The organism is Polynucleobacter sp. MWH-UH23A (genome assembly GCF_040409805.1).
GTDB lineage: Bacteria > Pseudomonadota > Gammaproteobacteria > Burkholderiales > Burkholderiaceae > Polynucleobacter.
This window is the reverse complement of record NZ_CP099572.1, coordinates 1,017,094-1,043,940: the sequence shown is the minus strand read 5'-3', so window position 1 is coordinate 1,043,940 and position 26,847 is coordinate 1,017,094. Positions and strand designations below refer to the sequence as shown.

Annotated in this window: 19 protein-coding genes and 2 tRNA genes; 18 read left to right on the top strand and 3 right to left on the bottom strand. The window is 45.0% G+C overall.

Annotation, left to right across the window (positions count from 1 at the left end):
* Positions 1-2 precede the first annotated feature (2 nt).
* The 7 genes from NHB35_RS05475 (at position 3) to NHB35_RS05445 (ending at position 7,669) form a co-directional block, all read left to right on the top strand.
* Positions 3-1,049 (top strand): RluA family pseudouridine synthase, encoded by a 1,047-nt coding sequence (locus tag NHB35_RS05475; protein WP_353431389.1) that lies wholly within the window; start codon positions 3-5, stop codon positions 1,047-1,049.
* Entirely contained in the window at positions 1,042-1,806 is a 765-nt protein-coding gene (pgeF, locus tag NHB35_RS05470; protein WP_353431388.1) for a peptidoglycan editing factor PgeF, read from the top strand. The genes NHB35_RS05475 and pgeF overlap by 8 nt, the downstream gene beginning before the upstream one ends.
* Before the next feature lie 150 nt (positions 1,807-1,956).
* On the top strand, positions 1,957-3,582 hold the full coding sequence (gene phaC, locus NHB35_RS05465; protein ID WP_353431387.1) for a class I poly(R)-hydroxyalkanoic acid synthase: 1,626 nt from the start codon (positions 1,957-1,959) through the stop codon (positions 3,580-3,582).
* A gap of 47 nt (positions 3,583-3,629) precedes the next feature.
* Entirely contained in the window at positions 3,630-4,370 is a 741-nt protein-coding gene (locus NHB35_RS05460) for a 3-ketoacyl-ACP reductase (protein WP_353431386.1), read from the top strand.
* Positions 4,371-4,479: 109 nt separating this feature from the next.
* Positions 4,480-5,040: a polyhydroxyalkanoate synthesis repressor PhaR gene (phaR, locus tag NHB35_RS05455; RefSeq protein WP_353431385.1), complete on the top strand. Its 561-nt coding sequence runs from the start codon at positions 4,480-4,482 to the stop codon at positions 5,038-5,040.
* Positions 5,041-5,042: 2 nt separating this feature from the next.
* Positions 5,043-6,401, top strand: coding sequence for a 30S ribosomal protein S12 methylthiotransferase RimO (gene rimO, locus NHB35_RS05450; protein ID WP_353431384.1), 1,359 nt, complete (start codon positions 5,043-5,045; stop codon positions 6,399-6,401).
* Between the two features lie 83 nt (positions 6,402-6,484).
* Entirely contained in the window at positions 6,485-7,669 is a 1,185-nt protein-coding gene (locus NHB35_RS05445) for an acetyl-CoA C-acyltransferase family protein (protein WP_353431383.1), read from the top strand.
* Positions 7,670-7,689: 20 nt separating this feature from the next.
* On the opposite strand, the gene serB is transcribed toward NHB35_RS05445, so the two are convergent.
* Both serB and mfd read right to left on the bottom strand, forming a co-directional pair.
* Positions 7,690-8,580 carry a phosphoserine phosphatase SerB gene (gene serB / locus NHB35_RS05440; RefSeq protein ID WP_353431381.1) on the bottom strand — a complete coding sequence of 297 codons (891 nt, stop codon included), beginning with the start codon at positions 8,578-8,580 and terminating at the stop codon, positions 7,690-7,692.
* Positions 8,581-8,609: 29 nt separating this feature from the next.
* A complete protein-coding gene (mfd, locus tag NHB35_RS05435; RefSeq protein WP_353433356.1) occupies positions 8,610-12,161 on the bottom strand; it encodes a transcription-repair coupling factor in 3,552 nt (1,183 codons plus the stop codon).
* 23 nt (positions 12,162-12,184) lie between these two features.
* Between mfd and ispD the strand changes: the two genes are divergently transcribed.
* The 9 genes from ispD to NHB35_RS05390 all read left to right on the top strand — a co-directional run bounded on the left by ispD (position 12,185) and on the right by NHB35_RS05390 (position 21,436).
* Complete coding sequence (gene ispD / locus NHB35_RS05430; RefSeq protein ID WP_353433355.1) at positions 12,185-12,931, top strand: 2-C-methyl-D-erythritol 4-phosphate cytidylyltransferase; 747 nt, start codon at positions 12,185-12,187, stop codon at positions 12,929-12,931.
* Positions 12,932-12,941: 10 nt separating this feature from the next.
* Entirely contained in the window at positions 12,942-13,445 is a 504-nt protein-coding gene (gene ispF, locus NHB35_RS05425; protein ID WP_353433354.1) for a 2-C-methyl-D-erythritol 2,4-cyclodiphosphate synthase, read from the top strand.
* A 79-nt stretch (positions 13,446-13,524) separates the two neighbouring features.
* Positions 13,525-13,611 (top strand) — tRNA-Leu (locus NHB35_RS05420).
* 57 nt (positions 13,612-13,668) lie between these two features.
* On the top strand, positions 13,669-15,006 hold the full coding sequence (gene tig, locus NHB35_RS05415) for a trigger factor (RefSeq protein WP_353433353.1): 1,338 nt from the start codon (positions 13,669-13,671) through the stop codon (positions 15,004-15,006).
* 25 nt (positions 15,007-15,031) lie between these two features.
* The gene (gene clpP / locus NHB35_RS05410) at positions 15,032-15,661 is read left to right on the top strand and encodes an ATP-dependent Clp endopeptidase proteolytic subunit ClpP (protein WP_353433352.1); all 630 of its coding nucleotides are present in this window, start codon (positions 15,032-15,034) and stop codon (positions 15,659-15,661) included.
* A 33-nt stretch (positions 15,662-15,694) separates the two neighbouring features.
* Positions 15,695-17,053, top strand: a complete 1,359-nt coding sequence (gene clpX / locus NHB35_RS05405) for an ATP-dependent Clp protease ATP-binding subunit ClpX (protein ID WP_353433351.1) — start codon at positions 15,695-15,697, stop codon at positions 17,051-17,053.
* 189 nt (positions 17,054-17,242) lie between these two features.
* On the top strand, positions 17,243-19,675 hold the full coding sequence (gene lon, locus NHB35_RS05400; RefSeq protein WP_353433350.1) for an endopeptidase La: 2,433 nt from the start codon (positions 17,243-17,245) through the stop codon (positions 19,673-19,675).
* Positions 19,676-19,787: 112 nt separating this feature from the next.
* A tRNA-Val gene (locus NHB35_RS05395) sits at positions 19,788-19,863 on the top strand.
* A gap of 109 nt (positions 19,864-19,972) precedes the next feature.
* Positions 19,973-21,436 (top strand): SurA N-terminal domain-containing protein, encoded by a 1,464-nt coding sequence (locus NHB35_RS05390; protein ID WP_353433349.1) that lies wholly within the window; start codon positions 19,973-19,975, stop codon positions 21,434-21,436.
* Positions 21,437-21,443: 7 nt separating this feature from the next.
* Here the strand turns inward: NHB35_RS05390 and NHB35_RS05385 are convergent, their stop codons facing one another.
* On the bottom strand, positions 21,444-22,103 hold the full coding sequence (locus tag NHB35_RS05385) for an arylesterase (RefSeq protein WP_353433348.1): 660 nt from the start codon (positions 22,101-22,103) through the stop codon (positions 21,444-21,446).
* Between the two features lie 8 nt (positions 22,104-22,111).
* Here NHB35_RS05385 and NHB35_RS05380 point away from each other — a divergent pair, with 8 nt between their 5' ends.
* Both NHB35_RS05380 and purL read left to right on the top strand, forming a co-directional pair.
* A complete protein-coding gene (locus tag NHB35_RS05380) occupies positions 22,112-22,780 on the top strand; it encodes an ABC transporter ATP-binding protein (RefSeq protein WP_353433399.1) in 669 nt (222 codons plus the stop codon).
* Between the two features lie 21 nt (positions 22,781-22,801).
* Positions 22,802-26,839 carry a phosphoribosylformylglycinamidine synthase gene (gene purL, locus NHB35_RS05375; protein WP_353433347.1) on the top strand — a complete coding sequence of 1,346 codons (4,038 nt, stop codon included), beginning with the start codon at positions 22,802-22,804 and terminating at the stop codon, positions 26,837-26,839.
* Positions 26,840-26,847: the final 8 nt, after the last annotated feature.

Here is a 26,847-nt window from a genome sequence, read left to right as displayed (position 1 = left end):
GCGTGGCATTGCCGCAAACTCCTGATTCGAATCCTGTTGATTATATCGATGAAGAGGATTTCATCTCCCTGGAAATGCCTATGGAGATGGCTGGTGAACGTCTGGATAAGGCGCTGGCGGTATCTTTGCCTGATTATTCCCGTAATCGCCTCAAAACATGGGTTGAAGCAGGCGCCGTTATGGTGGACGGCAAGGTAACAAAGGCTCGCTATTTATTACGGGGTGGCGAGAGTATTAAGGTATTTCCTCAGGAGATGCCAGAGCAACATGCATTTAACCCCCAAGACATTCCTCTTGACATGGTTTATGAGGACGACTCCATTATTGTGATTAATAAGCCACCCGGTTTAGTTGTTCACCCTGCAGCTGGTAATTGGTCGGGAACTTTACTAAATGGCTTGCTATTTAAATTCCCAGAACTAAAGTCATTGCCGCGCGCAGGTATTGTCCATCGCTTGGATAAAGATACTTCTGGGCTGATGGTAGTTGCACGCACATCTCAGGCTCAGACCGCATTAGTTAGACAATTACAAGATAGAACGGTAGGGCGCCGATATTTAGCATGGGTTTGGGGTGACACTCCTGCCCAAGGGAAGGTGCTTGCATCGGTAGGGCGTGATCAGCGTGATCGCCTTAAGATGTCTGCGGGTACCCCCCAAGGCAAGCCAGCGGCAACTGTGTATCGCAGGCTGGCGAAGGGAAAGTTCCAGGGCTATGCAGTTTCATTGCTTGAGTGTCGCCTTGAAACTGGGCGTACACATCAAATTCGTGTTCACCTAGAGTCGTTGGGATTTCCTTTATTGGGCGATCCTGTTTATCGCAAGAAAATACCTGGGGTAGCTCAATCTTTGTCTTTTACTCGACAAGCGCTGCATGCATTTGCGCTTAGTTTGCAGCACCCTCACACTCATGAGTTGATAAGTTGGCTTAAGGCTCCCCCAAATGATTTAATCAATTTGCTTCCGAGTCTTGGTATGTCAATTGATGATTTGCCACAAGAGCAGAGTGTATTAGCTGCAATTGATCAAGGGCAAACGTCTAATGAATAACTATGTATCAGCACTTAAGCTGCTGAATCCTGAATGGCCGGTGCCCCTCAAGGTAAAGTCAGTAATTACCACCAGAGAGGGTGGCATTAGTCAACCTCCTTTCCAATACCTCAATTTAGGTGATCATGTTGGTGATGACCCAAAATGCGTTCTTGCTAATAGAGCGCTATTAAGCAATTTTTTGCCAAATGATCCCATTTGGTTGAACCAAGTTCATGGCGTAAAAGTAAGTACCCCAGATGCTCGGGCTCATGAGGCAGATGCAATTGTGACAAATAAGTCAAATGAAGTTTTAGCAATCATGACCGCTGATTGCTTACCCGTCTTATTTGCCACTGAGTCAGGTGATGTTATTGGCGCTGCACATGCAGGATGGCGTGGTTTATGTAATGGTGTACTGGAAAATACCGTCAGAGAGATGCGAGCCTTGTTTGGAGACAACTCTTCCAAGAATATCCTAGCCTGGTTGGGGCCTGCCATAGGTCCCACGGCTTTTGAAGTTGGTGCTGATGTGCTTAAGGCTTACCAAGATGCCAAAATTATTTTTCCTAACCAATCCTTTGTTGCTATACCAAACAAACCTGGCAAATATTTAGCTAATTTGTATTTATTGGCACGCAGTCGCCTCGAATCAGTTGGTCTAAATCAAATCTACGGGGGTGACTTTTGCACCGTAAATCAAAAAGATCAATTTTTTTCATATAGACGTGATGGGTTGACCGGGAGATTCGCGAGTCTCATTTGGAAATCTCAATAAAAGTAGTCCGCTAAATAGACTGATTAAGCTTCAATCATTCCGCCTTGCACTGAGGGTTATTACTAGCTTCACCCCATTTCTAGGGTTATTGCGTATAACTCAATTGCACTTACGGGTGGAGAATGCTCTTAACTATTAGAAGAGAAGACTATGTTTGCAGGCATGAATACAGGTGCGACGCCATCTTTGGCACCGCACCATATGGCATTGATCCCCCAAGATCGCTTAGCAGAAATTCAAAAGGAATATTTTGCGGAATTAGCGCATATTGCTACCAATCCTGAGGCGATTGAAGTAAAGGATCGTCGTTTTGCTGGTAAGGCATGGCATTCGTCTTGGAGCAAAGTGATTGCCGCCACTTATCTTCTGAATTCAAAACATTTAATGTCTTTGGCTAAAGCGGTTGAGACGGATGAGAAAACGCGCCAGAAGATTTTGTTTACTACCGAGCAAATGATTGATGCGCTTTCACCATCTAATTTCATTGCTACCAATCCTGAGGTGCTGGAGAACATTATTAGCACCCAAGGACAATCTATTCAAAAAGGTATCGTCAATTTACTTGGCGATATGAAAAAAGGTAAGGTCTCTATTACTGATGAGAGCGCTTTTGAGGTTGGTAAAAATATTGCGACCACTGAGGGCTTTGTTGTTTTTCGAAACGAATTATTTGAGTTAATTCAATATAGCCCATTAACGGAGACGGTATTTGAACGTCCCTATTTAATGGTTCCACCATGTATCAATAAGTATTACATCCTCGACCTTCAACCGGACAACTCAGTCGTGCGTCATATGGTTTCTCAGGGACACACGGTTTTCTTGGTTTCTTGGAAGAACCCAGATGCCTCGATGGCAGAAGTAAGCTGGGATGATTACGTAGGCAAGGGTGTGATCAAGGCAATTGATGTCGTTCAAGAAATCAGCGAGTCTAAGCAAATTAATATCCTGGGCTTCTGTGTTGGCGGCACCCTAACAACATCAGCTATAGCTGTTTTGGCTGCTAAAGACCGGCATCCCGCAGCAAGCTTAACCTTATTTACAACTTTGTTGGACTTCACCAATACTGGTATTTTGGATGTCTTCATCGATGAAGCCATGGTGGAGTTGCGTGAAAATACTATTGGCTGCAAGGCTGGCAATTACGGCATGATGTCAGGCCTGGATTTAGGCAACACATTTTCCTTCCTGCGTCCCAACGATCTAGTTTGGAACTATGTTGTTGAGAATTACCTCAAGGGAAATTCACCGCCTCCATTTGATTTGCTCTATTGGAATGGCGACTCTACGAATCTTCCGGGCAATATGTATTGCTGGTATTTGCGTCATACATATCTGCAAAACGATTTGGTCAAGCCAGGAAAGCTAACCATATGTGGTGAAAAAATCGACCTTGGCAAGATTAAATGCCCAGCTTATTTGTATGCATCACAGGAAGACCACATCGTACCGTGGCAATCTGCTTATGAGTCCACCCATATTCTTAAAGGCAAGAATCGCTTTGTTTTAGGGGCTTCAGGACACATAGCAGGAGTAATTAATCCACCTGCGAAAAACAAGCGCTACTGGTTCGAAAACAATGCAATTACTCCAACAGCCCATGAGTGGCTAGAGGGAGCAAAGCAAATTCCTGGTAGCTGGTGGCCCAATTACACAGAATGGCTTGAGCAGCATGCTGGCTCGCGTAAACCTGCTAGCAATACATACGGTAATGAAAAGTATAAAAAGAAAGAAGCTGCGCCTGGCGTTTACGTCAAAGAAAAAATTTCTAAATAGAGAATTCAACACACACATTTAACGAAGGTTTTTTAAAGGGGAAAGTGATGTCTCAAAAAGTCGCATATGTAACTGGTGGTATGGGTGGTATTGGTACCGCTATCTGCCAACGTCTAGCAAAAGATGGTTTTAAGGTAATTGCAGGTTGCGGACCAAATTCACCACGTAAAGATCGCTGGCTAGCAGAGCAAAAAGCCCTTGGCTTTGATTTCATTGCCTCTGAAGGCAACGTATCTGACTGGGATAGCACGGTAGCTGCTTTCGATAAGGTAAAAGCCGAAGTAGGTCGTGTAGACGTATTGGTTAATAACGCTGGCATTACTCGTGACAGCGTATTTCGCAAGATGACCCCAGATGCATGGAAGGCTGTGATTGATACCAACCTTAATTCCTTATTCAATGTTACTAAGCAAGTAATTGATGGCATGGTTGATAACAACTGGGGCCGCATTATCAATATTTCTTCTGTAAACGGTCAAAAAGGTCAGTTTGGTCAATGTAACTATTCCACTGCTAAAGCGGGTTTGCATGGATTTACTATGGCTTTGGCTCAAGAGGTAGCAACCAAGGGCGTAACTGTGAATACCGTTTCTCCTGGTTACATTGGAACCGATATGGTTAAAGCCATCCGTGAGGACGTTTTAGAAAAGATTGTTTCTGGCATCCCAGTGAAGCGTTTGGGTACTCCAGAGGAGATCGCATCTATCTGCTGCTGGATTGCCTCGGATGATGGTGGCTATGCAACTGGCGCTGACTTCTCGCTAAATGGTGGTATCCATACGGGCTAATTTAGCCAAATTAGCGGTATAGAAGGATCGCAACTCGGCTTGTTACCTTTTGTTCAAACTAAGGCTAAACTATGTCGATGTTGCGTTGCAGTAATCAGTAAGGAAAATAATGGCTACCCGTTCCAAAAAAGCCGGTGAAGATCGGTTGATAAAGAAGTACCCCAACCGTCGTCTCTATGACACTCAAACAAGTACTTATGTCACTCTGGCTGACATCAAGGGCTTGGTAATGACCAATGAAAGTTTTAAGGTTGTTGATGCCAAAACTGATGAAGATCTAACACGCAATATTCTCTTGCAAATTATTTTGGAAGAAGAGGCGGGTGGTGCGCCGGTATTCTCTACCCAAATGCTTTCTCAAATCATTCGTTTTTATGGAAATTCCATGCAAGGTCTGATGGGAAATTATTTAGAGAAGACCATGCAGTCTTTTGTGGATATCCATAACAAATTAGGCGACCAGACCAAAGGTCTTGGCGCAGGTAGCACTCCAGAGGCTTGGGCGCAAATGCTCAACTTACAAAATCCGTTGATGCAAAATCTCATGGGTAGCTACATGGAGCAAAGTAAGGATTTGTTTGTCAAGATGCAGGAGCAAATGCAGGGCTCACAGAACATGTTTGGTAGTTTCCCATTTGCACAACAGCCTAATAAATCTGAAAAAGAATAGTTGTGGCTGGAAAAATTGGTTTTGTATCCTTGGGTTGCCCCAAGGCATTAGTTGATTCTGAACTGATTCTGACGCAATTAAGTGCAGAAGGCTATCAAACCGCCAAAGACTATTCTGGCGCTGATCTAGTGGTGGTCAATACCTGCGGCTTTATTGATTCCGCTGTAGAAGAGAGTCTCTCGGCAATTGGCGAGGCTTTAGCTGAAAACGGCAAAGTCATCGTAACTGGTTGTCTTGGTGCCAGAAAGAATGCTGATGGTAGTGACCTCATTCAAAGCATTCATCCAAAGGTTTTGGCAGTTACTGGCCCACATGCCACCGATGAAGTAATGCAGGCTATTCACTTGCATTTACCTAAGCCACACGATCCTTTCACAGATCTTGTTCCGCCAGCAGGCGTCAAACTTACTCCTAAACACTACGCATATCTCAAAATATCTGAAGGTTGTAATCATCGTTGCACCTTTTGCATTATTCCTAATATGCGCGGAGATCTTGTTTCTCGGCCTATCGGCGAGGTATTGTTAGAGGCAAAGCGTTTATTCGAATCCGGTGTAAAAGAGCTACTCGTTGTGTCTCAAGATACAAGCGCCTATGGTGTGGATATTCAATATCGCACCGGATTTTGGGATGGCAAACCAGTCAAAACCAAAATGTTTGATTTGGTCAATGCCTTAAATCAAATTGCACGTGAACATCAAGCATGGGTAAGATTGCATTACGTTTACCCATATCCTCATGTTGATGATGTATTGCCCCTAATGGCTGAATTTTCCGAGCATGGCTATGGAGTATTGCCTTATTTGGATATTCCTTTGCAGCACGCCCATCCAGAGGTACTCAAGCGAATGAAGCGGCCAGCCAGCGGTGAAAAAAATCTAGAGCGCATCTTGGCATGGCGCAAGGCTTGCCCTGACTTAGTTATTCGTAGCACCTTTATTGCCGGCTTCCCTGGTGAAACGGAAGAAGAGTTTCAGTATTTACTCGATTTTTTGGATGAAGCCCAAATTGATCGTGCTGGATGCTTTGCCTATTCACCTGTAGAAGGCGCATTAGCAAACCAACTTGATAATCCTGTTCCAGATGAAATACGGGAAGACCGCAGGGCTCGATTTATGGCTAAGGCTGAGGAAATCTCGATCCAGCGACTTGCTAAAAAGGTAGGCAAGCGCATTCAGGTTTTAATTGATAGGGTTGACGAATCTGGCGGAATTGGCCGAACTATAGGCGATGCCCCTGAAATAGATGGTTTAGTGAGGGTTTTGCCACCCAGCAAGCCCTCAAAACGCTACCGAACTGGTGAAATTATCCGTGCAACGGTGATTAGCTCCCAAGGGCATGACCTAATAGCCGAAACTTGACTAATGCAATAAAACTAATGTTTTGGCTGTTTTAGTACTAATTAGGCCCAATGGATGGGCTTTTTCACCGTAAGGGGATTGTTATGAGTCGTGATGTCGTTGTCTTAAGTGCAGTTCGTTCCGCAATTGGTAGCTTTAACGGTTCTCTCAGTAGCTTTGAGCCGTCCGAACTTGGTGGAATTGTCATGAAAGAGGCGGTTGCGCGCTCTGGTGTTGATCCTGCAAAAATCAATTATGTGACTGTTGGTAATACCATCCCAACAGATAGCCGTTATGCTTATGTAGCTCGTGTTGCTGCGATTCAAGCAGGTTTGCCAATGGAATCCGTTGCAATGGCCTTGAACCGTTTGTGCAGCTCTGGTTTGCAAGCGATCGTGACAACAGCTCAGCAAATTATGCTGGGTGATTGTGATTACGGTGTTGGCGGTGGCGTAGAAGTCATGTCTCGCGGTATGTACGGTTCACCAGCAATGCGCAGTGGTGCGCGTATGGGCGATACCAAGATGTTGGATTTAATGGTTGCAGTATTAACCGATCCATTTGGCGTTGGCCATATGGGGGTAACAGCAGAAAATCTCGTTGAGAAATGGAAGTTGACTCGTGAAGAGCAAGATGCTCTGGCTGTTGAATCTCATCGTCGGGCGGCAAATGCTATTAAAGAGGGTCGCTTTAAGTCCCAGATCGTTCCAATTACGATTAAGACTCGTAAAGGCGACATCGTTTTTGATACAGACGAGCACTGCAAGCCTGATACCACTATGGAAACGCTTGCCAAAATGAAGGCTGTGTTTAAAAAGGAGGGCGGTTCAGTTACTGCTGGTAATGCATCGGGTATTAACGATGGCGCTGCATTCTTTGTGTTGGCTGATGCTGAGACGGCGAAGAAGGCTGGTCATAAGCCAATCGCTCGCTTAGTTTCTTATGCGGTTGCTGGTGTGCCAAATCACATCATGGGTGAAGGCCCAATTCCCGCTACCAAGCTTGCTCTAGAGCGCGCTGGCTTAAAACTTGATCAAATCGATGTTATTGAATCAAACGAAGCGTTTGCGGCGCAAGCGCTTGCGGTAACAAAAGGTCTTGGTTTAGATCCTGCTAAGACCAACGTGAATGGTGGTGCGATTGCCTTAGGTCACCCAATTGGTTGCTCAGGTGCGGCGATTGCTACTAAAGCGATTCATGAGTTACAACGTGTTCAAGGTAAGTACGCTTTGGTAACAATGTGTATTGGTGGCGGTCAAGGTATTGCTACTATTTTTGAGCGCATGTAATTCAATAGACATTAATTAGCTTAGCTAATTAATAGTAGAGCAGCATCCAAGCCGACGTGGTCAAAAGCCGCGTCGGCTTTTTCTTTAACTACTGGTTTGGCTTGATAGGCGACACTAATCCCTGAGCCATTCATCATGATCAGGTCATTTGCGCCATCGCCCATCGTGATCGCATTTGCTCTGGTGCAGCCTAATCGTTGACAGGCATCATCTAGGTGAGCAGATTTAGCTAGTCCATCGACAATGTCGCCTAGAACTCTGCCAGTAAGCTTTCCGTCAATAATTTCAAGAGTATTAGCCTGAGTTTGTTTAAAGCCAAGTCTTTCACGTAACTTCTCGGTGAAGAAAGTAAACCCTCCCGATACCAAAAGTGTGTATAGGCCTCGTTGCTGAGCGCCTGCCAATAACTCAACTGCACCAGGATTGGGTTGTAAGCGTTCACGATAGACGGCTTCAAGGGCATCCGCATGAATTCCTTCGAGCAAAGCCACGCGCCTTCTGAGACTTTCTTTAAAGTCTTTAATCTCACCACGCATCGTAGCTTCGGTAATTTGTGCAACTGCTGATTTTTTACCTGTGAAATCCGCAATCTCATCAATGCACTCAATATTGATTAGTGTGGAATCCATATCCATGGCTAGGATTTGAATATCCTGAGGGACTAAACCTGCATTCAAAAAGCAAATATCGGTCTTATATTGAGAGCAGAGCGCGCGCAGACTCTCTCGTTGCATTACATCGAGAAGTTGGCTGCATGCCCAACGTTCTGAGTAGTAGGCACCATTAGCAATTTGTCCATCAAGAGTATGTAAGGTAGTGCCAAATTGAGTGGCGTGATCCTTTAATTCAAAGACAAGCTTCTCTGAGATGGGCTCCCTGGAGAGCGCTACAAGGGTTTGATGTTCTGCCATAGTTAAATAATAGATGAGTGGGGTGCCTTTTAGCTTACTTTTGCAGCACTTAAGACTGCGGAATCATTCAGGCGACGAAGAACCTGCCGGATGGCTTCAAGACGTTGCTCCAATTTCTCAAATTCGCGCTCTTTCTGGGGGGTAATTTTGAGCTTATCTTGGCCATTCAACTGAATATGCTTTGATGACTGAATGAGCTGAATGATCTTCAGGGAATCAATTGGTGGATTGGGGATAAATTGAATCTGAATTGACAGGGGGCTTGCATCAATTTTCTTAATGCCAAAACCTTGCATCTCTAGACGTAAACGATGAGTCTCGTAAAACGACTTTGCTTGGTCGGGAAGATCTCCAAAGCGGTCAACGAGTTCTTCGCGCAAACCCATTAACTCAGAGAAATCATTGCAATTGGCAAAACGCTTGTACAAAGAAAGTCGCTCGTGCACATCCGGGCAATAATCATCAGGCAGCAGGGCTGGTACACCCAAGTTCACATCAGTTGTTGCTTGTAGTGGTGCCAACAAATCAGGTTCTTTGCCACTTCGTAGGGATTTAACGGCTCGGTTGAGCATCTCTGTGTAGAGTTGAAATCCAATTTCATGAATCTCCCCAGATTGTTTATCACCGAGCACCTCCCCAGCACCCCGAATTTCTAAGTCATGCATCGCCAAATAGAATCCTGAGCCCAACTCCTCCATTGCCTGAATGGCATTTAAGCGTAATTGCGCTTGCTTGCTGAGGGCCTCAGGGTCAGGAACGAGAAGGTAGGCGTAGGCCTGATGGTGCGACCGGCCGACGCGTCCTCGCAATTGATGAAGTTGGGCTAAACCAAATTTATCAGCACGGTGCATGATGATAGTGTTTGCTGTTGGAACATCAATACCGGTTTCAATGATGGTTGTACACAGCAATATGTTTGTGCGCTGCGTAACAAACTCACGCATGACAGCCTCTAGCTCTCGTTCATTCATTTGTCCATGTGCTACGCTGATCCGAGCTTCTGGAATGAGTTCTTGCAAAGCATGTCTTCGATTTTCAATCGTCTCTACTTCGTTATGCAAGAAATAGACTTGGCCGCCGCGCTTGATTTCACGAAGAACTGCCTCGCGAATCACGCCGTCACCTTCACGCCTCACAAATGTTTTGATCGCTAATCGCTTTTGCGGAGCTGTTGCGATAATGGAAAACTCACGTAAGCCCTCCATCGCCATTCCCAAGGTTCTTGGAATAGGCGTTGCCGTAAGGGTGAGAATGTCTACCTCTGCTCGTAAAGCTTTTAAAGCATCTTTTTGTCGCACACCAAAGCGATGCTCTTCATCAACAATGACAAGGCCTAAATTTGCAAATTGCGTTTCTTTGGACAGCAATTTGTGAGTGCCGATAATGATGTCTGCTTCACCTTTGGCAATCGCCTCTAAAGCCGAATTAATTTCTTTGCTAGTTTTAAATCGTGAGAGCTCAACAATTTTGACTGGCCAGTCGGCAAATCGATCTTTCCATGTGGCTACATGTTGCTCGGCAAGTAGTGTGGTTGGAGCAAGGATAGCTACTTGTTTTCCACCCATCACAGCTACAAAGCTTGCACGTAAAGCAACTTCCGTTTTACCAAAGCCTACGTCACCACAAACCAAGCGGTCCATTGGCGTGCCGCTTGTCATGTCGCCAATAACTGCAGCAATAGCATTAGCTTGATCAGGCGTTTCTTCAAAACCAAAACTTTCGGCAAAGGCTGCATAGTCATGGGCGGAGAATTCGAAGGCATGGCCTTTACGAATTGCACGAGCTGCATAAAGCCCAAGTAACTCTGCGGCTGTATCACGAATTTGTTGGGCGGCTTTGCGTTTCGCTTTATCCCATTGACCTGAGCCAAGCTGGTGCAATGGCGCGGATTCCGGATCTGATCCCGCATAGCGAGTAACCATTTGTAGTTGTTGAACAGGCACATACAGCGTGGCATCGCCTGCATATTGCAGATGAAGGAATTCCTCAAAAATTGGTGCTTCTTTTGGTGCTGCTAAGTTCAGAAGAACCAAGCCTTGATAACGTCCTATGCCATGTTCGGAATGAACGACGGGGTCTCCAATTTTTAGCTCAGACAAATCCTTAAACAACATATCAGGATCTGCGGTTTCACCACCTTTGCCCTTGCGCCTCTGTCTGGCTGTAGAGGTAAATAATTCAGCCTCAGTTAGGACCAGTAAGTTCTCTGAGACCCATAGAAATCCATTAAAAAGTGGGGCTGTTACTAGGCCAAAGAGCGAATCGCTCTTAATAAATTCGGCAATGCTATCGAATCCCTCAGGCTGAAGAGGGTAAAGTGTTTTACCGTCTTGTCCAGCGACACCATTGCTTTCATCTAAAAGTTGTCTTATGGATTCTTTTCGACCCGCGCTATCACTACAAATCAGAACCCGTAATTTTTCTTGAGAGACGATATTGCGTAAACGCGATATTGGGTCTACATCACGTCTGTGTACCGCAACATCGGGTACTGCCCGAAAAGTACTAGTGTCTTGATTGTTATCAGATTCATTTGCTAGAGCTAAGCGCGCATAAGGTTTTGCATTAGAAAAGAATTCATCAACATCTAAAAATAATTGAATTGGTGGAAGAATCGGCCGATCAAGATCATGTTTTAAAAATTCATAGCGTGACTGAGTATCTTTCCAAAAGTTTCGTATTGATTGCTCTATATCGCCAATATTTACTAGCCATACAGGGTCGCCGGATCTGGGAAAGTAGTCAAATAAAGACGATTGTTCGTCAAAGAAGAGAGGTAGATAAGACTCAATGCCCGCACTGGGAATGCCGAGATTTGCATCCTTATAAATTGAGCAACGGGTAGGATCTCCCTCAAAAACCTCCCTCCAGCGACCTCTAAAGGCTGTGCGCGCTTCATCATCAAACGGAAACTCGTGACCTGGAAGAATGCGGACTTCTTTAACGGGGTAGAGACTTCGTTGTGTATCAGGATCAAATGCTCTGATTTGTTCTATTTCATCGCCAAATAAATCTAGTCGATATGGAAGGCTTGAGCCCATGGGATATAAATCAATCAAACCACCACGAATACTGTATTCGCCAGGTCGCATGACTGCGCTAACAGGGTCATAACCTGCCTGTTGTAATTGCAGTTTGAGTGCGGCTTCATTGAGCTTATCGTTTTGTCTGAAAAAGAAAGTATAGCCAGATAGAAATTGCGGTGGGCCCAAGCGTTGCAAAACTGTAGTTACTGGCACCAAAACAATGTCGCAACTACCATTTAGAAGTTCGTATAAGGTTGCCAAACGCTCAGACACTAAATCCTGGTGTGGAGAAAAATGATCGTAAGGAAGAATCTCCCAGTCAGGCAAAAGGCGAACTTTTAGCTGGGGGGCAAATGCAGGTATTTCTTCTGCCAGTCTTTGCGCCTCCTGAGCTTGGGCGCAAAAAACGACCATGACGGAGAAGTCATTGCGATAGCGAATTGCTGATTGCGCCAGTAAGGCGGCATCTGCGGAGCCAATTAGCCCCGAAAAGGTAAAGCGCTGCCCAGCCCGCGGAGCAGGTATGGGGGGTGCTAGATTTAATGCATCAGACATCTGCGCTCATTATAGAATCAGGTATGAGCCCTGGAAACCAAGTCGCTAACCAAGCTAAACGCTGTCACGCAGTATTGCCAACGGCAGGCACTGGCTCTCGATTAGGTGGTGAGTTGCCAAAACAATTCCAGCGGTTGGCTGGTAAGCCAATGCTTGCATATGCATTAAATGCATTTGTTCAGTCACCTCAGATTGAATCTATTTGGGTAGGTGTCTCACCGGGCTTTATCGATCACCCAATCTTGAAAGATTTTTCTAACTTGGGTAAGCCTATTCATTTCTTGCCGACAGGCGGACCCACTAGACAAGAAACAGTACGAAATACATTAGCAGCCTTAATGAGTTCGGGGGTTGATGCCGATGATTGGGTATTAGTACATGACGCAGCAAGGCCAGGTATTACGCCTGCCTTAATCGATAAGCTGATACAGACTGTTCAAAGATCTGACTCGGGTGGTTTGTTGGCTATACCTTTAGCTGATACATTGAAGCAGGCTGATCTCAATTTAGCTATTGCCGGAAACTTTCCGCATTCGGTTAAAACAATTCCTCGCGAACATCTTTGGCAAGCTCAGACTCCACAAATGTTTGGTATAAAAAAGCTGCATGCCGCATTGGAAGAGGCAATTAGGCAAGAGTCTGATGTAACAGATGAAGCGAGTGCTATGGAATTGGCAGGAGAAAAGCCTTTGCTTATTGAAGGTGCAACTCGAAACTTTAAAGTGACGCATCCAGCAGATTGGGAGCTCATGCAACTCTTACTGGGCTAGTCTATTTAATATGACTCAATCAAATATTCACATTCCGCAATTTCGAATTGGCCAAGGCTACGACATCCATGCATTGGTTTCCGATCGTAAGTTAATCTTGGGCGGCGTACATATTCCTTATGAAAAGGGTTTATTAGGTCATTCTGATGCGGATGCTTTATTGCATGCTTTAACAGATGCTTTGTTGGGTGCCGCAGGCCTCAATGACATTGGCCAACTATTTCCAGATGATGACCCTCAATTTAAGGATATGGATAGTCGAATCCTATTAAGGGCTGCCTTGCAGAAGGTTCAGGCAGCCGGATACCATGTGGGCAACGTTGATGCCACCATCATTTGCCAGAAACCTAAGTTGGCGGGATATTTGCCTGAAATGGTTCGAAATATTGCCTCTGATTTAGCTGTAACCCCCAGTCATATCAACCTCAAAGCCAAAACCAACGAATCTCTAGGCCATTTAGGGCGGGGAGAGGGAATTGCAGTGCATGCAGTCGCTTTGCTCTATAAGGTCTAAAACAGGCTCTAAAACCCTAAACATTGTAGAATTACGGTCTTTAGAGTGAAGTTTGAGCTTGGTAGTGTTTGCGGAATTCGCGAGGATGGCGAAATTGGTAGACGCACCAGGTTTAGGTCCTGACGCCAGAAATGGTGTGGGGGTTCGAGTCCCCCTCCTCGCACCACAAGATTACTACTTGGCTTGGACTTCATATTTCCAGATCTTCAATTAAGAGACGAGTATGGCTGTGCAGATAGAAAATTTAGGTTCCTTAGACCGCAAAATGACTTTGGAGTTTGCTCGCGCTGATTTAGCGAAAGCGCGCGAAGCGCGTTTGGCTAAAGTGGGTAAGACCATGAAAATGGCCGGCTTTCGTCCAGGCAAAGTTCCTAAGAGCATGGTGGAAAAACAGTACGGCATGCAAGTCGATTTTGAACTTCAATTTGATAAAGCATCTGAACTCTTTTTTGAGCACAGCAAAAAAGAAGGTATTGCTTTAGCTGGCCAGCCTCGTCTTGAGCCTAAAAGCGAATTAGATGCAGACACTATTGTGTTCGATGCATTTTTTGAAGTTTTGCCTGAAGTAAAGATTGGTGACTTTAGCAAAGCGGAAGTAACTAAGTACACAACTGAAATTGGTGATGCTGAGATTGATCGCGCATTAGATGTTTTGCGTAAGCAGCAGGTTCACTATCACCCACGCGGTGAGGCTGGTCCCCATGGTGATGGCGGCTCTAATACTGCTGCTCAAAATGGCGACCAAGTAGTGATTGACTTTGTTGGCAAGATCGATGGCATTGAATTTGCTGGCGGTAAAGCAGAGAACTTTGAATATGTGTTGGGTGAAGGTCGCATGCTTCCAGAGTTTGAAGCGGCTACTTTGGGCCTAAAGGCTGGCGAGAGCAAGTCATTCCCACTTAGCTTTCCGGCTGACTACCACGGCAAAGATGTTGCAGGCAAAACAGCCGAGTTCACTATAACCGTTAAATCTGTTAATTGGGCACATTTGCCAGCAGTTGATGATGCATTCGCGCTTTCATTAGGCGTGACTGAAGGTGGCGTAGCAAAGATGCGTGAAGAAGTGAAACAGAATTTAGATCGCGAAGTAAAACGTCGCATTACTTCATTATTAAAGAATGATGTAATGGATAAGCTCAACGAATTATGTGAGTTAGATGTACCAAAATCTTTGGTGTCTTCCGAGCAAGAGCGTCTAGTAGAGGGTGCTCGTCAAGATTTGATACAGCGTGGCGTTCCAAATGCAAAAGATGCGCCAATTCCTCCGGAGATCTTTGCTGAGCAAGCCCTAAAGCGTGTTCGTCTCGGATTGATCTTGGGTGATTTGGTAAAGCAAAACAATTTGGCAGCGACTGCAGACCAAATTAAGGCTGAAATCGATGAGCAGGCTGCCACCTACGAAGATCCCAAAGAAGTGGTGCGTTGGTTCTACAGCAACCCAAGCCGCCTAAAAGATATCGAAAATTTAGTACTTGAGGACAATGTGATTAAGCATTTCACATCACTTGCTAAGGTAAATGAAAAAGCCATTAGCTTTGAAGAATTAAGCAAGCTAAACTAATTCAATTATTTGAAAGGGGTCTTAAATGATTCAGAGCCATTTACAAGCTGAAAGTCTAGAACCAAAAGGTCTGGGTTTGGTTCCGATGGTTATTGAGACCTCTGGTCGTGGTGAGCGTGCATACGATATTTATTCACGTCTTTTGCGTGAGCGTGTTGTGTTTTTGGTTGGAGAGGTAAACGATCAAACCGCAAACCTTGTTATTGCACAATTACTGTTCTTGGAAAGTGAAAATCCAGATAAGGACATTTCCTTGTACATAAATTCGCCAGGCGGGTCAGTTTCCGCTGGTCTGGCAATTTATGACACCATGCAGTTCATCAAGCCACACGTTAGCACTTTATGTATGGGTATGGCTGCGAGTATGGGCGCATTCTTACTGTGCGCAGGTGAAAAGGGCAAGCGCTTTGCGCTACCAAACTCCCGAGTAATGATTCACCAGCCATTGGGAGGTGCTCGCGGTCAGGCTTCTGATATCGAAATTCAGGCACGTGAAATTTTGTATTTGCGTGAGCGCTTGAACAATATTTTGGCTGATCGCACTGGCCAATCAATTGAAACTATTGCCAAAGATACCGATCGTGATAACTTCATGTCTGCAGAGCAAGCTCGTGAATATGGCTTGATCGATACGGTCATCGAAAAGCGTCCATAAAATTTTCTTTTAATTACTCTTTGGGTAAATAGATTGAGCGACACAACAACAAATTCAGGCGATAAGGTTTTGTATTGCTCTTTTTGCGGCAAAAGTCAGCATGAAGTAAGGAAGCTGATTGCTGGGCCCTCAGTATTTATTTGTGATGAGTGCATTGATCTTTGCACCGACATTATTCAAGAAGAGATTGCTAAGCTTCCAAAGGAAGAGGGCGATGATTCCTTACCTACGCCACATCAGATTCGTGAAAATCTGGATCAGTATGTGATTGGTCAGGACCAGGCGAAAAAGACATTAGCCGTAGCTGTTTATAACCACTATAAGCGTTTACAGTATTTGCCAAAGCCAAAAAAAGAGAAGTTGGATAAGGATGGCAAGCCCGTAGAAGCAAGTGATAAAAAAGAATCAAAAGCACCTGCAAAAGCAATAGTTGATGGCGTTGAGTTAGCAAAAAGTAATATCTTATTAATCGGACCAACGGGTTCTGGAAAGACCTTGCTTGCGCAAACATTGGCCCGCATGCTCGATGTTCCGTTTGTGATGGCTGACGCTACCACCTTAACTGAAGCTGGTTATGTTGGTGAAGACGTTGAAAATATCATTCAGAAATTATTGCAAGCTTGCGATTACAACGTAGAAAAGGCGCAGCGCGGAATTGTTTACATCGATGAGATAGATAAGATTTCACGTAAATCTGATAACCCATCTATCACTCGTGATGTATCTGGTGAAGGTGTTCAGCAAGCTTTGCTGAAATTAGTTGAAGGCACGATGGCATCTGTGCCGCCACAAGGTGGACGCAAGCACCCCAATCAGGATTTCCTGCAAGTTGACACTACCAATATTCTTTTTATTTGCGGCGGTGCATTTGATGGCTTGGAAAAAGTGATTCAGCAGCGCACTGCGAAAACTGGCATAGGTTTTAATGCAACCGTTCCTGGCAAGGATGATCGTGGCGTCAGCGATTTATTGCTTGAAGTAGAGCCAGAGGATTTGATCAAGTTTGGTTTAATTCCCGAGTTAATAGGCCGTTTGCCTGTAGTTGCTACTTTAGCTCAATTAGATGAGGCAGCATTAATTGCCATTCTGACAGAGCCCAAAAATGCTCTAGTGAAGCAATACCAAGCACTTTTGACCATGGAGGGCTCAGAGCTCGAGGTGCGCCGTGAGGCCTTATCTGCGATCGCCAAGAAGGCTATTGCACGTAAAACGGGTGCTCGCGGCCTTAGATCTATCCTAGAAGGTTCTTTAATGGATGTGATGTATGACCTGCCATCTTTGAAGAACGTACAAAAGGTTGTCATTGACGAATCTTGCATTGCCGAGGGTGGCAAACCTCTTTTAGTCTATAAGCAAGATATCGAACAAGCCGATTTAAGTAAAAAAGCCTAAATTCTTAGGGTTTTCGCTATTTTTTGGGCATTTTTGCCCATTTTTCGCACCTTTTCCTCTTGAATTTCTAAAACTACCACCCATATAGGTAGTATGCTACTCATTAATAATGTCCCTATTTAGTGGTTGAGAATCATCAAGCTACTAGTGGAGACCCTTGAGGATTAATTACTTGGAGGAATTGCCTTTATGCCTGGCCACCTATTACTACCCTCTGAACCGATTCAATTGCCATTACTGCCCCTAAGGGATGTGGTGGTATTTCCTCATATGGTGATTCCACTCTTTGTGGGACGTCCAAAATCCATAAAAGCTCTCGAAGCTGCAATGGAAACAGGGAAAAACGTTCTTTTGGTTGCTCAAAAAACGGCTGCTAAGGATGAGCCTGGTATTGAAGATCTCTATGAGGTTGGATGTATTGCCAATATTTTGCAGATGCTAAAGCTTCCTGATGGAACGGTGAAGGTGCTGGTTGAGGGCGTGCAGCGTGCAGAGGTTAGTCAAATTGAAGATAGTCTTGGCTATTTCAATTGTGAAGCTACACCTACCGCAATCAATGCAATTGATGCGCATGAAACAGAGGCATTGCGTCGTGCGATCATGGCCCAGTTTGATCAATACGTGAAGCTTAATAAGAAAGTTCCTCAGGAGATTCTGTCCTCGTTAGGTGGCATTGATGATCCAAGCCGTTTGGCAGACACCATTTGTGCACATTTGCCTGTCAAGTTGGAGCAAAAGCAACGCTTGCTTGAGATGACTGACGTAGTTCAGCGTCTTGAGAGTCTATTGGCCGATCTTGAGAGTGAAATCGATATTCTCCAGGTGGAGAAACGAATTCGTGGTCGCGTTAAGCGCCAGATGGAAAAGAGTCAGCGCGAGTACTATTTGAATGAGCAAGTTAAGGCGATTCAGAAGGAACTCGGCGAAGGCGAAGAGGGCGCTGATCTCGAAGAGCTTGAGAAGCGTATCAAAGCTGCTCGTATGCCTAAAGAAGCTTTGAAAAAAGCTGAATCCGAACTCAAGAAACTGAAGTTGATGTCACCGATGTCTGCTGAGGCAACCGTGATTCGTAACTTCATTGATACTCTTGTGAATTTGCCTTGGAAGAAAAAAACCAAGATCAACAACGATCTTTCCAATGCCGAGAAGGTATTAGATGAGGATCACTATGGCTTAGATAAGGTCAAAGAGCGTATCCTAGAATACCTCGCGGTTCAGCAGCGAGTTGATAGAGTAAAAGCACCAATTCTTTGTCTTGTTGGACCTCCTGGTGTGGGCAAAACCTCATTGGGTCAATCTATTGCGCGCGCCACTAATCGTAAGTTTGTACGCATGGCTTTGGGCGGCGTGCGTGACGAATCTGAGATTCGTGGGCACCGTCGAACCTATATTGGTTCAATGCCAGGTAAGATTTTGACTAGCCTGACTAAAGTGGGTGTACGTAATCCATTATTCCTCTTGGATGAGGTTGATAAGATGGGTATGGATTTCCGTGGAGATCCTGCAAGTGCATTGCTGGAAGTTTTGGATCCAGAACAAAATCACACTTTTCAAGATCACTATGTAGAAGTGGACTTTGATTTATCTGATGTGATGTTTGTAGCAACATCGAACTCTTTGAATATTCCAGGCCCATTGCTTGATCGCTTGGAGATCATTCGTTTGGCTGGTTATACGGAAGATGAAAAGACCAGTATCGCTGTTAACTACTTAATTCCAAAACAAATCAAAAACAATGGTTTGAAAAGAGATGAGCTCAAGATTGAAGAGAGCGCTGTGCGCAATATCATTCGCTATTACACACGCGAAGCCGGTGTTCGTTCTTTAGAGAGAGAAATCAGCAAGATCTGTCGTAAGGTAGTGAAACTTCTGCTTTTGAAGAAAGAGGCTGCCCCAGTAGTGGTAAATGCTGAGAATCTAGAGAAGTTCTTATCTGTTCGTATGTTTGACTTTGGTTTAGCTGGCAAAGAGAATCAGGTTGGACAGGTTACAGGCCTTGCATGGACTGAAGTTGGTGGAGATCTTTTAACTATCGAAGCTGCTGTGATGCCTGGTAAAGGTGTGATCACGAGAACAGGCTCCATTGGTGACGTGATGAAGGAGTCTGTAGAGGCTGCGCGAACAGTGGTTCGTTCACGAGCACGAGGCCTTGGTATTGAGGATGAGTCCTTTGAGAAAAAAGATATTCACATTCACTTTCCAGATGGTGCAACTCCTAAGGACGGTCCTTCAGCAGGTATTGCCATTACTACGGCCTTGGTTTCCGTCTTTACGGGAATTCCGATTCGATCTGATGTAGCGATGACCGGTGAAATTACCTTGCGTGGCGAAGTTCTTCCTATCGGCGGCCTGAAGGAGAAATTGCTAGCTGCGCATCGCGGTGGAATTAAGCTTGCCTTGATTCCAGAAGAAAACGTCAAAGATTTGATTGATATTCCTGATAATGTTAAGAATGCAATTGAAATTGTTCCTGTACGCTGGATTGATAAGGTGCTAGAGCTTGCTTTAGAGCGTATGCCAGAGGCTCTCCCAGAGCTTACGGCCGAAGAGTTGGCTAAAAAGGCAGCCGAGGCAAGCAAAGCTTCTGAAGCTGCTGCCTCGAGTAAGGTGCTAAAGCACTAACTCTTTATTTACTTGCATCTAGGCGCTAAATTCAGCTATTTAAGTTGCTGGATTTAGCGTTTTTTAATCAAGAATTCCGCGCTTAGGTTACAATCTCAGCTGTAATGATTTGGGGCGCTTAGCTCAGTTGGTAGAGCGTCTGCCTTACACGCAGAATGTCGGGAGTTCGAGCCTCTCAGCGCCCACCAAATATTTACATCTAAAGCCCGTTCTTGGCTTTATTCTCTGAATTCCCATAGCCTAGTAAACTCTTAAAGTTGCACGCTTTATTGCCTAACTTTAATAGCCAGAATATTCATGTTTGATACCGTTCGTAAACACCAAAAAATACTTCAATTGGTTCTCATGCTGTTTATCGTCCCATCATTTGTGATGTTTGGAATTTCTAGCTACTCCAGTTTTATGGACAAGGAAACTGATTTGGTGAAGGTAAGTGGAAAACCAATTACTGCACAAGAGGTTGATAACGCAGCTAAACGTCAAGCGGAGAGGGTTGGCGGTAATTTGCAAATTGCGCAAAGCTTGCAGTTTCGTCAAGCCATCCTAAATGAATTACTGCAACAACGCATCCTTGGATTTGCTGTGCAAAATTTACGTTTGCAAGTTGGCAAAGAGGCTCTGATCAAAAGTTTACAGGGCATCCCTCAAATTCGTGCCTTATATCGTCAAGATGGTAGCTTTGATGATGTACGTTTTAAACAGTTACTTGCTAGCAATGGCTTAAATGAAGAGCAGTTCTACGCAAGTCAAGCTTTTGATTTAAAGATTAATCAATTGGTTAACTCTGTTGCGCGTACTGAGATTGGAACACCAAAATTATCCGAAGTCATTTCTACGCTATATGAAACCGAGCGTCAGGTGCAATCCTTATCCTTTAATGCAAAGGATTTTTTAAGCAAGGTAAATCCAACGCAAGAGGAACTTCAGACCTTCTACAACGCGAATAGTAAGTTATTTGAAAGTCCTGAGTATGTGGATGTTGAATACATCGTACTTAAAGCCGATCCTAAAGAAGATGCCAAAGTATTTAGTGAGAAGGCCGATCAATTCGCCAATATGACTTATGATCAGTCAGACAGCTTGAAGCCAGCCGCTGATAAGTTAAAGCTGACTGTTCAAACCCAAAAGGGCATGACTCGCTCTGGTCCCACCGGTGTATCGAAAGATCATCCCCTGGCTAATCCTAAAGTGGTTCAGTCTCTGTTTGGTGACGAAGCGATAAAAAATAAACGTAACACTGAGACCGTTCAAACTTCACCAGGAGTTTTTGTATCCGCTCGAGTGGTCACTTTTCATCCGGCACAAATTCTTCCTTTTAAGGATGTTGCAAGTGAAGTGAAGCGACAAGTAAGTCAGCGCGCTGCTGAAAAACTCGCTGTTGCCGCTGCTGCCGATAAATTTTCTGCGCTTGAAAAAGATCCTAAAAACGCCGCTGGTTTTGCAACGCCTGTCTGGGCATCTCGCAACAAGCCCTCCAATTTAGTGGGTCCTGCTTTAGATGATGTGATGTCAATTAGTCCAGATAAATTTCCAGCCGTAGTTTCAGTAAGTAATCCTGGGGTTGGTGTAACTCTGTACCGTGTTGACCAGGTCCGTCAACCAACTAGCGTGGACCCCAAGGTTCATAAGGCCCAGGCTCAGCAAATACAAGCGCTTGCAGCGCAATCTGAATTTGCAGGATTTATGTCTTACTGGCGTGATGCCGCAAGTGTAAAAGTGATCAATCCTCTAAAACCCCTCTCTACTGGATCGGGTAGTTAATTCTAAATTATCTTTTTGGAGATAGTATTAACTGGTATGGGGCCATAGCGCCCCATACGTTTTTAAAGAGAATTGATTGGGCTGCAACATTTGGATGAATGTTATCCGCCTGAAATAAATCCTTACTCTGAGCTACGCCATCCAAAAAAAATGGCAGAAGTTGAATACCTTCTTGTGATGCAAGCATAGGATATAAATCTTTAAATTGTTTGGTGTACTGCTGTCCATAGTTTGGTGGTATCTGCATGCCAAATAGCAGCACCTTTGCACCAGAACGTTTAGACAGCTGAATCATTTTTTGTAGATTGTCTTTGGTCTGTTCAATCGTTAAGCCGCGTAAAGCATCATTTGCGCCTAACTCCAAAAACACAATTTCAGGTTTTTTGGATTCTAGGAGAGTAGGTAGCCTTGTAAGTCCGCCAGAACTTGTTTCCCCGCTGATGCTGGCATTAAATACTGACCAGTTACTTTTTTGTTTATGTAATTCTTGTTCGAGCTGTTTTACCCAACCACTTCCACGCGGTAGGCCATATTCTGCCGAAAGGCTGTCTCCCAAGACCAAGATGACCGGATTGGCGCTTACCCAAGAGCTGAATGCAAATAACAGGCAAACTATACTAGTTAGAGTACATTGTTCAATTAGTTTGGCTATACGTTTTTGATGCATATATGACTATTTCCGCAAAGGCTCTTATCGCCAACCACCTTGATAAAGAAGTTTCATCAAGCGATGGTGTTTTGTCAATTTTGCACGACATTAACTTTGCTATAGATCATGGCGAGAGCGTTGCTATTACTGGTGCATCGGGATCTGGTAAGAGCACTTTGCTTGGCATAATGGCTGGATTGGATCTTCCCAGCTCGGGATATGTCATCTTAATGGGGCAAAATCTAGGCGAACTAGATGAAGATGGTAGGGCAAGATTACGAGGCGAGCACATAGGATTTGTGTTTCAGTCATTTCAGTTGCTATCTCATTTGACGGCTCTAGAGAATGTTGCCTTGCCAGCCCAAATGCAGGGCAATCCAAATGCGTTCTGTGATGCTAAAGCCTGTCTAGAGAGGGTTGGCCTCCAAGATCGCCTTAATCATTCCCCAAAAACCCTTTCTGGGGGCGAGCAACAACGTGTAGCGCTGGCACGAGCCTTCATTACAAAACCCAAGATCCTCTTTGCGGATGAGCCCACGGGAAGCCTGGATGAGTCTAGTGGTAAAAGGGTCATTGATCTACTTTTTGACCTAAATCAGGCCAACCAATCTACCTTGATATTGGTCACCCATGACCCAGCCTTGGCTGGCAGGTGTCAACGTCAAATCCACCTGCGGGGCGGACGTTTGGTGTAGGTAAAACCTTATAATCTAGGGATGTCCTTTTTTCACTTTTTGACCGGCGCAACTGCGCTTTCCGCCTTCCGCCAACAGCGTCTTCTAGCCTCCTTAAGATCACAAGGAATAGAGCTTGAATCAATTGAGGCGCAATTTTTACACTTCATCTGGTCTGAAGAAAAGATTGGATTGGATAAAGAACAAGTTCTTCAAAATCTTTTAACTTATGGCCAGCCTTTCGTTTCCCAGTTGTCTGCTGGAAAGTCTCTGTTTGGAAAAGGCGCAGGCGATATTCAAGTCGCAATTGTTATTCCTCGTTTTGGCACTGTTTCACCTTGGGCTAGCAAGGCAACTGATATTGCTCGGCAATGTGGATTAGATGTTTTGAGAATTGAGCGAGGAATTCAGTTTTCGTGGAAATCAAAAAAGCCTTTAAATACTGAGCAACACCAGCTTGTCTTGGCAGCGATTCACGATCGTATGACGGAGTCAGTGATTGATTCTGTCGAATCGGCTAATCAGCTATATCAAACATTAGATGATCGTCCTTTAGCGCGCATTCCAGTGCTAAGCGAGGGCAGAGCGGCCTTAGACAAGGCGAATCAAGAGCTTGGTTTAGCCTTGTCAGATGATGAAATAAGTTACCTTGCGGAAAATTTTGAACGACTCAATCGCAATCCAAGCGATGTAGAGTTAATGATGTTTGCGCAAGCTAATAGCGAACACTGCCGTCATAAGATTTTCAATTCAAGCTGGACGATTGATGGCGAAGATCAAGATAAATCTTTGTTTGCCATGATTCGCTATACGCATCAATTGCAGTCAGAAGGCACGATTGTTGCCTATTCAGATAACTCAGCCATTATGGCCGGATGTGAAGCAGAGACATGGGCGCCGCAAGGCAATGAACACCGCTACGTAAAAGATACTCGCCTTGTTCACACTTTGATGAAGGTGGAAACACATAATCACCCAACGGCAATTGCTCCTTTTCCTGGTGCCTCAACCGGCGCAGGCGGTGAAATTCGTGATGAAGGTGCTACTGGTATTGGCGGTCGTCCAAAAGCTGGATTGACTGGTTTTTCTGTTTCAAACCTCAATATTCCTGGCACCAATCTTCCATGGGAAGAAGAGCGGTATGGAAAGCCTGAGCGTATTGCAACACCGTTACAAATCATGACCGAAGGCCCGCTTGGTGGCGCCGCATTTAATAATGAGTTCGGCAGACCTATTTTGGGTGGCTACTTTCGTGTATTTGAGCAGACGCTTGGTGGCTTACGTCGTGGCTACCATAAGCCCATCATGATTGCGGGTGGTATTGGAAGTATTGATTCGATTCACACACATAAGAAAAACATTCAGCCTGGCCATTTATTGATTCAGCTGGGCGGTCCTGGAATGCGTATTGGTATGGGAGGGGCGACAGGTAGCTCTGTTGCTACTGGCACAAATACTGCGGATCTCGACTTTGATTCAGTACAACGTGGTAATCCAGAAATGGAGCGTCGCGCTCAAGAAGTGATTAATGCCTGCCGTGCATTGGGTGATCAAAATCCAATTGTGTCCATTCATGACGTTGGCGCTGGTGGTCTATCCAACGCTTTCCCTGAGTTAGCTGATGGCGCAGGATTGGGTGCTCAATTTAAGTTGCGCAGTGTGCCGCTTGAGGAAAGTGGCATGAGTCCTGCGGAGATCTGGTGTAACGAGTCTCAAGAGCGCTATGTATTAGCCATAGAAGCTAAAGACTTAGACTTATTTAGATCCTTCTGCGAGCGTGAACGTTGCCCGTTTGCGGTAGTGGGTGAGGCAACTCAAGAACGCCAATTGCGATTACTTGATTCGAAGCAGCCTGCAGGTTCCGAGAATGCTTTGCCAATTGATATGCCCATGGAGGTTTTGTTGGGCAAACCGCCACGCATGCACCGAGATGTTAAACGTGAGCACCAATCGTTTTCAGAGCTTGACATAACAGATGCGGATTTGGCTCAATCTATTGCCTGGGTACTTCAACAACCAACAGTTGCCAGCAAATCATTTCTTATTACGATTGGCGACCGTACGGTTGGCGGTTTAAATGCACGCGATCAGTTTGTCGGTCCTTGGCAAGTACCAGTGGCAGATTGTGCTGTCACTATGATGGATTACAATGGGTATCGTGGTGAAGCGATGTCCATGGGCGAGCGCACTCCAGTTGCGGTGATTGATGCCCCAGCCGCTGCCCGAATGGCAGTTGGTGAGGCTATAACCAATTTATTGGCCGCTGACATTAATCGAATAGAGGATGTCAAGCTTTCCGCAAACTGGATGGCGGCTTGTGGTGTGCCCGGTGAAGATGCAAAGCTTTATGACTCTGTTAAAGCAGTTGGTATGGAGCTTTGTCCTGCCCTTGGGATTTCAATTCCTGTGGGTAAAGATTCCTTGTCGATGGCTACCGAGTGGAAAGAGGGCGGTCAAGCCAAGAAGGTGGTTGCTCCAGTTTCTTTGATCATTTCTGCATTTGCTTCAGTGCATGATGTTCGCAAAACTACAACTCCTTTACTTAAGCTCAATAATTCAGATGGCTCGCCTCTGGAAACAGAATTGATTTTGATTGATTTGGGCCGTGGTAAAAATCGCATGGCTGGCAGCATTTTTTCGCAGGTACTAAATCAGTCAGGCAAGACTGCTCCAGACCTTGATCATCCTGAAGATCTCAAGAATCTTGCTGCCGCCATCATTGAGCTTCGTAAAAACAACCAATTACTTGCATACCATGACCGTTCTGATGGTGGTTTGCTAGCATGTATATCAGAGATGGCTTTTGCATCTCACACTGGCATCTCTATTAATGTAGACATGATTGCGGTTGATGCCGGCCAAGAACCCGATCATGGTGATGCTAAAAACTGGGCACAACAAGTTTCTGGACGTCGTCATGAACAAACCATGCGTGCATTATTTAATGAGGAGCTTGGTGCTGTCATACAGGTTCGCAGGGAAGATCGTGATGCTGTATTTGCTACATTGCGTAAGCTTGGCCTAAGCGCATATAGCCATGTTATTGGGAAACCTAATACAAATGGCCACATTGAAATTTGGCGTGATGCAAAGAAAATTTTTTCTGAACCTCGTGAGGTATTGCAGAAAATGTGGGCCAATACGAGCTATCAAATTGCTCGTATGCGCGACAACCCAGACTGCGCTGATTCAGAGTTTGCGCTATTAGACAACCTAGGCGACCCTGGCATGTCACCTAAATTGACGTTCGATATTGCCGATGATGTATCTGCGCCGTTTATCAATAAAAACGCTAGACCTAAAGTAGCAATTTTGCGTGAGCAGGGTGTGAACTCACACGTCGAAATGGCTTATGCCATTAACTGGGCTGGTTTTGATAGCTTCGACGTGCATATGTCAGATCTTTTAAGCGGTAAAGCCAAGCTAGATGAATTCAGGGGTTTAATTGCCTGCGGTGGATTCAGTTATGGAGATGTTCTTGGTGCGGGTGAGGGTTGGGCAAAGACCATTTTGTTTAACCAGCAATTGCGTGATCAATTTGAAAAATTCTTCAATCGCCAGGATAGTTTTGCTTTAGGTGTTTGTAACGGTTGCCAGATGATGAGCAACCTTGCGGGAATCATTCCAGGTGCCGAAGCATGGCCTAAATTTACTCGTAATCAATCAGAGCAGTATGAGGCACGCTTAGTCATGGCTGAGGTATTGTCATCTCCATCGATCTTTACGCAAGGCATGGAAGGCAGTCAGTTACCAATTGCTATTGCTCATGGTGAAGGGTTTGCCAATTTCAGCCAGCAAGGTAACCTGGGGAAAATTGAAAGCCAAGGTTTATCTGCACTACGCTTTGTAGATCATGTCGGTAAACCAACCGAGATATATCCCATGAATCCAAATGGCTCGCCAGGCGGTCTAACGGGAGTAACCACTCCGGATGGTCGCTTCACGGTGATGATGCCTCATCCAGAGCGTGTGTTCCGAGCCGCGCAAATGAGTTGGTGCCCCCCAGAGTGGCTTGATGCGCCTGATGGCGCTAGTCCATGGTTACGTTTATTCCGTAACGCTCGCGTTTGGGCTAAATAATCTTGCTA